The organism is Escherichia fergusonii ATCC 35469, assembly GCF_000026225.1.
GTDB lineage: Bacteria > Pseudomonadota > Gammaproteobacteria > Enterobacterales > Enterobacteriaceae > Escherichia > Escherichia fergusonii.
In genome coordinates this window covers 4,017,550-4,029,331 of record NC_011740.1, presented here as the reverse complement: position 1 = coordinate 4,029,331, position 11,782 = coordinate 4,017,550, and the positions used below count along the sequence as shown (strand labels likewise).

Here is an 11,782-nt window from a genome sequence, read left to right as displayed (position 1 = left end):
ACTGGCCGTCGATTTAACGGAACGGCTATGACAGGATGCGAGCACCACAAAGGAGGTGAAGGTGAAAAACAATGCACAGCTGTTGATGCCGCGCGAAAAAATGCTGAAGTTTGGTATTAGCGCCTTAACGGATGTCGAGCTGCTGGCGCTATTTCTGCGTACCGGAACGCGCGGTAAAGATGTATTAACCCTGGCAAAAGAGATGCTGGAGAATTTCGGCTCTCTTTATGGCTTGTTAACCTCTGAATATGAACAGTTTAGTGGCGTTCATGGAATTGGTGTGGCGAAATTTGCCCAGTTAAAGGGGATTGCTGAACTGGCGCGGCGTTACTACAACGTGCGGATGCGTGAAGAAAGCCCTTTACTCAGCCCGGAGATGACGAGGGAATTTTTACAAAGCCAGCTCACGGGCGAGGAGCGGGAGATCTTTATGGTGATCTTTCTCGACTCCCAACACAGGGTTATAACGCATAGCCGTCTTTTTTCCGGCACGCTAAACCATGTTGAAGTCCATCCTCGGGAAATTATCCGCGAAGCGATAAAAATAAACGCCTCGGCGCTGATCCTTGCACATAATCACCCTTCGGGTTGTGCTGAACCCAGTAAAGCGGATAAACTCATTACCGAACGGATAATAAAAAGTTGTCAGTTCATGGATTTACGCGTGCTCGACCATATCGTGATTGGGCGTGGAGAGTATGTTTCTTTTGCCGAACGCGGCTGGATTTAACCCGCTATGCGCGATCCTTCGGGATCTTTGTCTGTTCGGGACTTGAGCACATCGCTGAGTCAGCGTATACTACGCCACCTTTGAGAATCTCGGGTTTGGCATTTGGGCCTGGCAATCGAGAGTTCACATAGAACTGCGATGACCGGGCTGTAAAGCCTGACGAGGCGCCAATACCCCATACGAAGCTCGAGCTAATTTGATTTTTGGAGAATAGACATGTCCCGAGTCTGCCAAGTTACTGGCAAGCGTCCGGTGACCGGTAACAACCGTTCCCACGCACTGAACGCGACTAAACGCCGTTTCCTGCCGAACCTGCACTCTCACCGTTTCTGGGTTGAGAGCGAGAAGCGTTTTGTCACCCTGCGCGTATCTGCTAAAGGTATGCGTGTAATCGATAAAAAAGGCATCGATACAGTTCTGGCTGAACTGCGTGCCCGTGGCGAAAAGTACTAAGTACTTAGAGGAAATAAATCATGGCTAAAGGTATTCGTGAGAAAATCAAGCTGGTTTCTTCTGCTGGTACTGGTCACTTCTATACCACTACGAAGAACAAACGTACTAAGCCGGAAAAACTGGAACTGAAAAAATTCGATCCAGTTGTTCGCCAGCACGTGATCTACAAAGAAGCGAAAATCAAATAATTCTCGCTTTGATGTAACGAAAAACCTCGCTCCGGCGGGGTTTTTTGTTATCTGCTTGCCCCCATATTGACTGCATCTGTTGATTCCTGGAGATGCTATGCCTGAATTACCCGAAGTTGAAACCAGCCGCCGCGGCATAGAACCGCATCTCGTTGGTGCAACCATTCTTCATGCGGTGGTGCGCAACGGACGCCTGCGCTGGCCGGTTTCGGAAGAGATCTACCGTTTAAGCGACCAACCAGTGCTTAGCGTGCAGCGCCGGGCTAAATATCTGCTGCTGGAGCTGCCTGAGGGCTGGATTATCATTCATTTAGGGATGTCTGGCAGCCTGCGCATCCTTCCAGAAGAGCTTCCCCCTGAAAAGCATGACCATGTTGATTTGGTGATGAGCAACGGCAAAGTGCTACGCTACACCGATCCGCGCCGCTTTGGTGCCTGGCTGTGGACCAAAGAGCTGGAAGGGCACAACGTGCTGGCCCATCTTGGACCGGAGCCGCTTAGCGACGATTTCAACGGTGAGTACCTGCATCAGAAGTGCGCGAAGAAAAAAACGGCGATTAAACCGTGGCTGATGGATAACAAGCTGGTGGTAGGCGTAGGGAATATCTATGCCAGCGAATCTCTGTTTGCGGCGGGGATCCATCCGGATCGGCTGGCGTCATCACTGTCGCTGGCGGAGTGTGAATTGTTAGCTCGGGTGATTAAAGCGGTGTTGCTGCGTTCGATTGAGCAGGGCGGTACAACTCTGAAAGATTTTCTGCAAAGTGATGGTAAACCGGGCTATTTCGCTCAGGAATTGCAGGTTTACGGGCGAAAAGGTGAGCCGTGTCGGGTGTGCGGTACGCCGATTGTGGCGACTAAACATGCGCAGCGGGCAACATTTTATTGTCGGCAGTGCCAGAAGTAATTGATGTGCGCCGGATGGCATACCATCCGGCATAAACTCTACGCTAACTTCGCCATCAGCGCCTGATGGACATTCTCCGGCAGGAAATGGGTAACATCGCCCTGATGGCGCGCCACCTCTTTCACCAACGATGAAGAGATAAACGACCACTCTTTCGAAGGCATCAGAAACACACTTTCCAGTTCCGGCATTAAGTGGCGATTCATATGCGCCAGCTGCATTTCATATTCAAAATCCGCCACCGCACGCAGGCCACGAATCAGCACCGTAGCGTGTTGATTACGGGCGAAGTTCGCCATCAAATCACTAAATCCGACCACTTCCACGTTTCCCAGATGCGCAGTTGCGTGCTGTGCCAACGCCACACGCTCTTCCAGAGTAAACATCGGTTTTTTACTGGGACTGGCGGCAATCGCCAGAATAACGTGATCGAACATTTGCGTGGCGCGCGTCACGATATCGATATGACCATTGGTAATGGGATCGAAAGTACCCGGATAAATCGCCCGTTTTTGCATAACAACCTCAATGCGTTTTCGGTGGCAGGTAAGGTTCCAGCAGTTGAAGCAGACGCTGTAGCGCGCCCTGGTTTTGATACAGCACTTCAACGGCATGACGGCCATAGAAACTACGGTAATCGGCGTCGGTGAGTAAAGAGGAAACCTCTTTTGCAAGCGTAGTGGCATCGGTAACGGTAATCAGCCCGCTTGCCTGTTCCAGCCGCGCGCAAATATCTTTAAAGTTAAAGGTATGCGGCCCCATCAATACCGGAATAGCGTGTGCGGCGGCTTCCAGTGGATTATGCCCACCACGTTCAACCAGTGAACCACCAACAAAGGCGAGATCGGCAATACCGTACAGCAACATCAACTCGCCCATCGTATCGCCAACCACAACCTGCGTGCTGGTGGAGGGGACTTCTCCTGAAGAGCGTGTGATATAGCTTAGTCCAGCCTGGCGGACAAGGTTAATCGCATCCGGGAAGCGTTCCGGATGACGTGGTACCAGGATGAGCAATAAATTCGGGAATTGCTGTAATAGCGCCTGATGTGCGGCAATGACCACACTTTCTTCACCTTCGTGAGTGCTGGTGGCAATCCATACCGGGCGATGAGGTGCCCACTGGCGGCGCAGCGTTACTGCTTTGGCAGCCAACTGCGGCGTGACAGAGATATCGAATTTCAGGCTACCAGTGATGGTCACCTGATTATTTTTTGCACCCAGCGCCACAAAACGTGCACCATCTTCTTCATTTTGGGCGGCAATCAGCGTAATTCGACGTAGCAAGCGACGGACGAATTTGCCCAATTTGGCATAACCTGCGGCAGAGCGGGCAGAGAGTCGCGCGTTAGCGATCACCAACGGAATTTTACGTTTATGTAGCGCCGCAATCAGGTTAGGCCATAGCTCGGTTTCCATAATCAACACCAGTTTGGGGTCGACTTTATTCAGGAAACGATTAAGCGCATCGGGCAGATCGTAAGGCAGATAAACGTGCTGAACATCCTTACCGAACGCAGATTGTACGCGTTCCGAACCGGTTGGCGTCATGGTTGTAACGGTAATCGGTAAATCAGGATAACGATGACGCAGCGCGCGCACCAACGGGATCGCCGCCAGAGTTTCACCGACGGAGACGGAGTGCAGCATAATGCCGCCTGGTTTTAGCGGATGGCGGTAAAAACCGTAACGTTCACCCCAGCGTTTTCGATAGGCCGGAGCCTTACGTCCGCGCACCCAGAGCCGTATCCAGATCAGTGGCTGAATAAGGTAGAGAAGGGCGGTGTAAAGCAATTCAAGCATAATAAATAGCTGACTTATGGATGTGCTGGGGATTCTATGTATTTAGCACCGGGTTTGCCATTACTTTTCCTGTTTTTGACTTAATTAGCCTCTGTTTGAGCTGATCTGCCGCTAGATCTTCAGTTTTTTTGTATTCTTATGCGATTCATTGAATTTCAGCCAGGGTTGCAACTTTACATCGACAATATCTGGATTCGCTGTATGCGGAATTTTATCTATATGATTTTTATAATTAAAACATATTTTGTGTATAAAAATCATTCGGGTCGGATTGCTGCGAAAGAAATGATACACTAGCGTGTCAAAGTAAGTGCGTTATCAGTATTCGGGTAGCTGTTGAGCCTGGGGCGGTAGCGTGCTTTTTTCTGCTTAACTTAACCAGACAATCACACAAAAGAGTCGCTAGTGGAAAAGCCATTTCGAAAAATCCTGGTCATAAAGATGCGATATCACGGAGATATGTTATTAACTACTCCTGTAATCAGTACACTCAAGCAGAATTATCCCGACGCAAAAATCGATATGCTGCTTTACCAGGATACAATTCCGATTTTATCTGAAAACCCAGAAATTAATGCACTCTATGGTATAAGCAATAAAGGTGCGGGAACATTCGATAAAATTAAAAATGCACTTTCACTGATAAAAACTCTGCGTGCGAATAATTACGACCTGGTCATTAATCTTACGGATCAGTGGATGGTGGCCCTGCTGGTACGTTGTTTACCTGCTCGTATGAAAATATCGCAGCTTTATGGTCATCGGCAGCATGGCATTTGGAAAAAAAGCTTTACACACTTAGCGCCTATACACGGTACACATATTGTTGAGCGTAATTTGTCGGTCCTTGAGCCATTAGGTATTACCGATTTTTATACTGAAACAACAATGAGTTATGCTGATGATTGCTGGAAGAAAATGCGCCAGGAATTAGATGCACTGGGCGTGAAAGATCATTACGTCGTTATCCAGCCGACAGCCCGACAGATATTTAAGTGCTGGGACAACGATAAATTTTCTATGGTTATCGATGCGTTGCAACATCGTGGTTATCAGGTTGTGCTGACTTGTGGCCCTTCGGCAGATGATCTCGCTTGCGTAGATGAAATTGCACGAGGCTGCCAAACAAAACCTATTACCGGCCTTGCCGGTAAAACACGTTTTCCTGAACTGGGCGCATTAATTGATCATGCAGTGCTCTTTATTGGTGTGGATTCTGCGCCGGGGCATATTGCGGCGGCTGTGAAGACGCCAGTTATTAGCCTGTTTGGGGCCACTGATCATGTATTCTGGCGTCCATGGACCGATAATATTATTCAGTTCTGGGCGGGGAATTATCAGAAAATGCCGACCCGGCACGAACTTGACCGCAACAAAAAATATCTTTCTGTTATTCCAGCGGAGGATGTCATTGCCGCTACGGAAAAGCTGTTGCCAGAAGATGCACCTTCAGCTGACAGGAATGCACAATTATGATCGTGGCATTTTGCTTATATAAATATTTTCCATTTGGTGGGCTACAGCGTGACTTTATGCGTATAGCGTCAACAGTTGCCGCACGGGGCCACCATGTTCGGGTATATACACAGTCGTGGGAAGGCGATTGCCCGGAAGCATTTGAGCTTATTCGCGTACCGGTTAAATCCCATACTAACCATGGACGTAATGCAGAATATTATGCCTGGGTTCAAAACCATCTGAAGGCACATCCCGCTGATCGCGTTGTTGGATTTAATAAGATGCCAGGGTTGGATGTTTATTTTGCCGCTGATGTTTGTTACGCCGAGAAAGTTGCGCAAGAAAAAGGTTTTTTCTATCGTTTAACATCACGCTATCGCCATTATGCTGCATTTGAGCGAGCGACGTTCGAACATGGTAAACCGACAAAACTCATGATGCTGACGGATAAGCAAATTGCCGATTTCCAGAAGCATTACCAAACTGAATCTGAACGTTTTCAAATTCTTCCACCTGGTATCTACCCGGACAGAAAATACAGCGCGCAAATCCCAAACAGTCGTGAAATATATCGCCAGAAAAATGGCATAACTGAACAACAAAACTTATTGCTACAGGTTGGATCAGATTTTGGCCGTAAAGGTGTGGATCGCTCAATTGAAGCTTTGGCATCGTTACCAGAATCGTTACGCCATAATACGTTGTTGTTTGTTGTTGGCCAGGATAAACCACGTAAATTTGAAGCGCTGGCAGAAAAACTCGGTGTGCGTAGTAATGTGCATTTCTTCTCCGGTCGCAATGATGTGTCAGAATTAATGGCAGCCGCTGATTTATTACTGCATCCCGCTTATCAGGAAGCCGCGGGTATCGTTCTTCTTGAAGCGATCACTGCTGGATTACCTGTTTTAACAACAGCGGTATGTGGGTACGCACATTATATTGCGGATGCTAATTGTGGAACGGTCATCGCTGAACCTTTCTCCCAGGAACAATTAAATGACGTTTTACGTAAAGCGTTAACTCAATCTCCATTGCGCATGGCCTGGGCGGAGAATGCTCGGTATTACGCCGATACTCAGGATTTGTATAGCTTGCCGGAGAAAGCGGCAGATATCATTACAGGTGGTTTAGATGGTTGAATTAAAAGAGCCACTTGCCACACTCTGGCGTGGTAAAGATGCCTTTGCAGAAGTTAAAAAACTGAATGGCGAGGTCTTTCGTGAACTCGAGACGCGTCGCACATTACGCTTTGAACTGGCCGGGAAAAGCTATTTCCTCAAGTGGCACAAAGGGACGACTTTAAAAGAAATTATAAAAAACCTGCTCTCATTGCGGATGCCCGTTTTAGGCGCAGACAGAGAGTGGCACGCTATTCATCGACTGCATGATGTCGGTGTTGATACGATGCACGGAATAGGATTTGGTGAAAAAGGGTTAAATCCATTAACTCGCACATCATTTATTATTACGGAAGATCTCACTCCCACAATTAGCCTTGAAGATTATTGTGCAGATTGGGCGGTCAACCCGCCTGATGTACATATTAAGCGTATGCTGATCGCGCGTGTGGCAACCATGGTGCGCAAAATGCATGCAGCAGGGATTAATCACCGTGATTGTTATATCTGCCACTTTTTACTCCATTTGCCATTTACTGGCCGGGAAGATGAATTAAAAATTTCGGTTATCGATCTGCACCGGGCACAGATACGTGCAAAAGTACCACGTCGTTGGCGGGATAAAGATTTGATTGGTTTATATTTCTCATCAATGAATATTGGTCTGACGCAGAGAGATATCTGGCGATTTATGAAGGTTTATTTTGGGATGCCTTTACGTCAAATTTTTCAGAATGAATCTAACTTAATGTCTGCGACTGAAGAAAAAGCAAGAAAAATCAAAGAAAGGACGTTAAGAAAGAACCTTTGACGAATAAATAAAATGTACCTATTTATATGCATGACTAATTTGCAATTACTTATTGCAAAAGCAATTATAGAAAAAGAACAGCTACAAAATGTTGACCTTCTTTTTATTGGTGATGATTGTAATAAGAAAAACTTATTTTATTTAAACAAACTCAGAACGTATTTCCGCAAAATCAGCATTCGAGCGCCAGCACCTAAAACATCAACATTGAAAACTATAAATAGAACTAGATATGCAAAGAAAATAATCGAAATGTATAATGATAATTATAGCATTGTTTTTTTTGCGAACTTTCACGTCCCCTTAATACATCATATCTTATCGCATCTAAAATTTCGTGATATTAAAACATTTGATGATGGAACAAATAATATAAATAAAAAAAGTGTTATGTATGATAATAAGCCTATAAAGATTACGTCGAAGTTGTTACGCAGAATAATGGGTAGAAAATATCATAAAGAAGATATTCTTAAATTAATTAAAAAGCATTATTCTTTATTCCCTAATAAATCAAATATCATTGATAATACCGAATACATTGCTTTATATAAAACAAATAACAATTTCTTGCCAAACGGTGAGACCAAGAAAGTTCTATTAGGTACTGTTTACTCTGATGCTATTAAAAAAGGAGTAGATAAACAAGCTTTTTTGCAGAAGATACAGGAGTTTATAGATGTTAATAAAATCGATATTTATATCCCTCATCCGAGAGAGTCGGTACATACATTTAAGAACATATTAACTATTGATTCAGTACTTATTGCAGAAGATATCCTTATTAATTATTTAGAGAAAGGATATTTTTTAAAGTTATATGGCTTTAACACTACGGTACAATTTAATTTAAGCAATATTACTGCTGTTGAAAATTATAATATAAAAAGTTCCTTGCTAAAAGATAGTTTCAATAATTATTTAGGCTTTGATTTTAAACTCGTTGAATTAAAATAATGTACATTTAAAAATTTATATACTCTAAATAATACAGGTTGTAGGAAGGCTCGAGCGAGTGAAACCCCGGGAGTCTGACTTCCGTAGTAGCTGGGGTGAGCAAACGTAGAAGTAGCATATGCAACTTGAAGTATGGCGAGTTAATATAGAGAATCGATACTCAATGAGTAAAATAACTGATTTAAAAATAGCATTTATAGGCGAAGCTGTTTCTGGATTTGGCGGCATGGAAACAGTCATTCGTGATGTTATTACTACCTTCAGGCAACAACATATCCAAAGTGAAATGTTTTTCTTTTGTCGTAATGACAAAATGGATAAGGGATGGCTGGAAGGTATTAAGTACTCGTGTTCATTTTCCAATATTCGCTTAGGTTTTTTGCGTCGCGCGAAACATATTCAAGCTTTAAGCAAATGGCTTCAGGATTATCGGCCAGATGTTGTTATTTGTATTGACGTGATCTCGTGTTTGTATGCGGCCAAAGCACGTAAAAAATCAGGAATTGATGTGCCAGTAGGCTTTGTTGAATAAATCAGATTTCGGGTAAGTCTCCCCCGTAGCGGGTTGTGTTTTCAGGCAATACGCACGCTTTCAGGCATACCTGCTTTCGTCATTTTGTTCAGCGCTCGTACCAGGGCCATAGCCTCCGCAACCTGACCATCGTAGTCACGCAGCGTCAGTGAACCCCCGAACAGCTGTTTTACCCGGTACATCGCCGTTTCCGCTATCGAGCGACGGTTGTAATCTGTTGTCCATTTCCACCGCGCATTACTCCCGGTCATTCGCTGATTAGCCACTGCACGGTTACGGTCTGCATATTCACCGGGCCAGTAACCCGCGCCTTTTCGGGGTGGGATAAGCGCGCTGATTTTCTTACGCCGCAGTTCATCGTGACAGAGCCGGGTGTCGTAAGCGCCGTCTGCCGATGCTGCCCTGATTTTTCTGTGAGTCTGCCGGATAAGACCCGGGAAGGCTTCTGAGTCCGTCACATTGTTCAGCGACAGGTCTGCACAGATGATTTCATGTGTGTTGCTGTCAACTGCCAGATGCAGCTTACGCCAGATACGGCGGCGTTCCTGACCATGCTTTTTGACTTTCCACTCGCCTTCACCGAAGACCTTCAGCCCGGTGGAATCAATTACCAGGTGTGCGATTTCACCCCGGGTGGGCGTTTTGAAACTGATATTAACCGACTTTGCCCGCCTGCTGACACAGCTGTAATCCGGGCAGCGTAGCGGAACGTTCATCAGAGAAAAAATGGAATCAATAAAGCCCTGCGCAGCGCGCAGGGTCAGCCTGAATACGCGTTTAATGACCAGCACAGTCGTGATGGCAAGGTCAGAATAGCGCTGAGGTCTGCCTCGTGAAGAAGGTGTTGCTGACTCATACCAGGCCTGAATAGCTTCATCATCCAGCCAGAAAGTTATGGAGCCACGGTTGATGAGGGCTTTATTGTAGGTGGGCCAGTTGGTTATTTTGAACTTTTGCTTTGCCACGGAACGGTCTGCGTTGTCGGGAAGATGCGTGATCTGATCCTTCAACTCAGCAAAAGTTCGATTTATTCAACAAAGCCGTGCCAGTATTGTCATGGCCGCATTTTTCTTTAGATCACAAAAAACATGCTGAATATATCACCTGTGCCGACTATCATTTAGCAATCAGCTCTGGCATTAAACAGCAAATGATTAATCGGGGTGTACCAGAATCAACGATAAATGTTATTTTCAATCCAGTCGAAGCTAAAGACACAGTCATTCCTGCGCCGGAGGAAGGCGAAACGGCAACATTCATTTATGTTGGGCGCATGAAATTTGAAGGCCAAAAGCGCGTAAAAGATTTGCTTGATGGTTTATCACAAGTGCAAGGTGACTGGAAACTTCATGTATTGGGAGATGGCTCCGATTTCGAAAAATGCCAGGCTTATGGCAGAGAATTAAATATTGATGATCGAATTGTCTGGTATGGTTGGCAACAACATCCCTGGAAATTAGTTCAGCAAGATATTAAAAAAGTGAGTGCATTATTACTCACGTCATCTTTTGAAGGTTTCCCAATGACTCTACTTGAAGCTTTGTCGTGGGGGATCCCTTGTATCAGTGCAGATTGTGTCTCCGGGCCTGCTGATATCATACAGCCTGATGTTAATGGTCATTTATATCATCCGGGTGATATGACCGGTTTTGTCGCTCTTCTCAATAAATACATAGCCGGTGAAATTCACATCTCACATGAGAAAATTCCGGCGTCGATTGATAAATTTTATCAGCCGAAATATTACGACAGATTGCAAAAGATAATTATTTCTGTTATTTCCCGGAGGAAATAATGCAGCAGGTTTTTTTCCAGGAAACTGAATTTCTCAATTCGGTTATTGATTATAATCATAAAATAGAAGCAGAAAATTTTTGTCTGGATATCGCTTATGGGACTGACAAAAATTTTCTTTTTGGATGCGGAATTTCGATTGCTTCAATATTAAAGTATAATGAAGGAAATCGATTATGCTTTCATATTTTTACTGATTATTTCGGTGATGACGATCGCAAATATTTCGATGCTCTTGTAAGGCAATATAAAACAAGAATTAAGATATATTTAATTAATGGCGATCGACTCCGTTCATTACCCTGCACCAAGAACTGGACTCACGCTATTTATTTTCGTTTTGTTATCGCAGATTACTTTTTTAATAAAGCACCCAAAGTTCTTTATCTGGATGCAGATATTATTTGTCAGGGGACTATTGAGCCACTAATTAAATTCTCATTTCCTGACGATAAAGTTGCAATGGTTGTTACAGAAGGGCAAGCTGACTGGTGGGAAAAACGCGCCCATTCGTTAGGTGTTGCAGGAATTGCTAAAGGTTACTTTAACTCCGGTTTTTTATTGATTAATACTGCCCAATGGGCGGCTCAGCAGGTTTCTGCACGAGCCATTGCAATGCTAAATGAGTCAGAAATAATCAAAAAAATAACACATCCTGATCAGGATGTATTAAATATGTTGCTGGCAGATAAACTTATTTTTGCTGATATTAAATATAACACCCAGTTTAGCTTAAATTATCAACTAAAAGAAAGCTTTATAAACCCAGTAACCAACGACACTATTTTTATCCATTATATCGGGCCAACCAAGCCCTGGCATGATTGGGCCTGGGATTATCCTGTATCACAAGCCTTTATGGAGGCAAAAAATGCTTCGCCATGGAAGAATACGGCATTACTGAAACCGAATAATAGCAATCAATTAAGATATAGCGCAAAACATATGCTTAAAAAGCATAGATATCTAAAAGGATTTAGCAACTATCTTTTTTATTTTATTGAAAAGATAAAGCATTAAAACTGGGAAAC

General features: G+C 44.5%; 12 protein-coding genes and 2 pseudogenes. 11 read left to right on the top strand and 3 right to left on the bottom strand.

Annotated elements, in window-relative coordinates:
- The first annotated feature begins 61 nt into the window (after positions 1-61).
- From radC to mutM, 4 genes are all read left to right on the top strand, one after another.
- On the top strand, positions 62-730 hold the full coding sequence (gene radC, locus EFER_RS19630) for a RadC family protein (protein ID WP_001297375.1): 669 nt from the start codon (positions 62-64) through the stop codon (positions 728-730).
- 216 nt (positions 731-946) lie between these two features.
- A complete protein-coding gene (gene rpmB, locus EFER_RS19625) occupies positions 947-1,183 on the top strand; it encodes a 50S ribosomal protein L28 (RefSeq protein WP_000091955.1) in 237 nt (78 codons plus the stop codon).
- A gap of 20 nt (positions 1,184-1,203) precedes the next feature.
- Complete coding sequence (gene rpmG / locus EFER_RS19620; protein WP_001051798.1) at positions 1,204-1,371, top strand: 50S ribosomal protein L33; 168 nt, start codon at positions 1,204-1,206, stop codon at positions 1,369-1,371.
- 97 nt (positions 1,372-1,468) lie between these two features.
- A complete protein-coding gene (gene mutM, locus EFER_RS19615) occupies positions 1,469-2,278 on the top strand; it encodes a bifunctional DNA-formamidopyrimidine glycosylase/DNA-(apurinic or apyrimidinic site) lyase (protein ID WP_001114533.1) in 810 nt (269 codons plus the stop codon).
- Positions 2,279-2,316: 38 nt separating this feature from the next.
- Here the strand turns inward: mutM and coaD are convergent, their stop codons facing one another.
- Both coaD and waaA read right to left on the bottom strand, forming a co-directional pair.
- Entirely contained in the window at positions 2,317-2,796 is a 480-nt protein-coding gene (gene coaD, locus EFER_RS19610) for a pantetheine-phosphate adenylyltransferase (protein ID WP_001171862.1), read from the bottom strand.
- A 7-nt stretch (positions 2,797-2,803) separates the two neighbouring features.
- Positions 2,804-4,081: a lipid IV(A) 3-deoxy-D-manno-octulosonic acid transferase gene (gene waaA / locus EFER_RS19605; RefSeq protein WP_000891553.1), complete on the bottom strand. Its 1,278-nt coding sequence runs from the start codon at positions 4,079-4,081 to the stop codon at positions 2,804-2,806.
- A 405-nt stretch (positions 4,082-4,486) separates the two neighbouring features.
- Here waaA and rfaQ point away from each other — a divergent pair, with 405 nt between their 5' ends.
- The 5 genes and pseudogenes from rfaQ to EFER_RS24315 form a co-directional block, all read left to right on the top strand.
- A complete protein-coding gene (rfaQ, locus tag EFER_RS19600; protein WP_024256562.1) occupies positions 4,487-5,557 on the top strand; it encodes a lipopolysaccharide core heptosyltransferase RfaQ in 1,071 nt (356 codons plus the stop codon).
- Positions 5,554-6,678 carry a lipopolysaccharide glucosyltransferase I gene (rfaG, locus tag EFER_RS19595; protein ID WP_000634276.1) on the top strand — a complete coding sequence of 375 codons (1,125 nt, stop codon included), beginning with the start codon at positions 5,554-5,556 and terminating at the stop codon, positions 6,676-6,678. Before rfaQ ends, rfaG begins: the two co-directional genes overlap by 4 nt.
- Positions 6,671-7,468 (top strand): lipopolysaccharide core heptose(I) kinase RfaP, encoded by a 798-nt coding sequence (gene rfaP, locus EFER_RS19590; RefSeq protein WP_000229837.1) that lies wholly within the window; start codon positions 6,671-6,673, stop codon positions 7,466-7,468. The genes rfaG and rfaP overlap by 8 nt, the downstream gene beginning before the upstream one ends.
- Positions 7,469-7,498: 30 nt before the next feature.
- Entirely contained in the window at positions 7,499-8,425 is a 927-nt protein-coding gene (locus EFER_RS19585) for a glycosyltransferase family 52 (RefSeq protein ID WP_024256561.1), read from the top strand.
- A 163-nt stretch (positions 8,426-8,588) separates the two neighbouring features.
- Positions 8,589-8,942: pseudogene (locus EFER_RS24315) on the top strand (glycosyltransferase); the annotation flags it as partial.
- Between the two features lie 56 nt (positions 8,943-8,998).
- Here EFER_RS24315 and EFER_RS19575 read toward each other — a convergent pair.
- Complete coding sequence (locus EFER_RS19575; protein ID WP_001118615.1) at positions 8,999-9,922, bottom strand: IS5-like element IS903B family transposase; 924 nt, start codon at positions 9,920-9,922, stop codon at positions 8,999-9,001.
- Between the two features lie 71 nt (positions 9,923-9,993).
- On the opposite strand from EFER_RS19575, the pseudogene waaB reads away from it, so the two are divergent.
- Together waaB and waaO are read left to right on the top strand one after the other, a co-directional pair.
- A pseudogene (waaB, locus tag EFER_RS19570) lies at positions 9,994-10,752 on the top strand (lipopolysaccharide 1,6-galactosyltransferase); the annotation flags it as partial.
- The gene (gene waaO / locus EFER_RS19565) at positions 10,752-11,771 is read left to right on the top strand and encodes a lipopolysaccharide 3-alpha-galactosyltransferase (RefSeq protein ID WP_001188016.1); all 1,020 of its coding nucleotides are present in this window, start codon (positions 10,752-10,754) and stop codon (positions 11,769-11,771) included. The pseudogene waaB and the gene waaO, both read left to right, overlap by 1 nt.
- Positions 11,772-11,782: the final 11 nt, after the last annotated feature.

Excerpts from the sequence above, each read along its gene's own strand:
- rfaP (WP_000229837.1), top strand. The coding sequence starts at position 6,671 with ATGGTTGAATTAAAAGAGCCACTTGCCACACTCTGGCGTGGTAAAGAT.
- mutM (WP_001114533.1), top strand. The coding sequence starts at position 1,469 with ATGCCTGAATTACCCGAAGTTGAAACCAGCCGCCGCGGCATAGAACCG.
- waaA (WP_000891553.1), bottom strand. The coding sequence starts at position 4,081 with ATGCTTGAATTGCTTTACACCGCCCTTCTCTACCTTATTCAGCCACTG.
- waaO (WP_001188016.1), top strand. The coding sequence starts at position 10,752 with ATGCAGCAGGTTTTTTTCCAGGAAACTGAATTTCTCAATTCGGTTATT.
- coaD (WP_001171862.1), bottom strand. The coding sequence starts at position 2,796 with ATGCAAAAACGGGCGATTTATCCGGGTACTTTCGATCCCATTACCAAT.
- rpmB (WP_000091955.1), top strand. The coding sequence starts at position 947 with ATGTCCCGAGTCTGCCAAGTTACTGGCAAGCGTCCGGTGACCGGTAAC.
- rpmG (WP_001051798.1), top strand. The coding sequence starts at position 1,204 with ATGGCTAAAGGTATTCGTGAGAAAATCAAGCTGGTTTCTTCTGCTGGT.
- rfaG (WP_000634276.1), top strand. The coding sequence starts at position 5,554 with ATGATCGTGGCATTTTGCTTATATAAATATTTTCCATTTGGTGGGCTA.
- EFER_RS19585 (WP_024256561.1), top strand. The coding sequence starts at position 7,499 with ATGACTAATTTGCAATTACTTATTGCAAAAGCAATTATAGAAAAAGAA.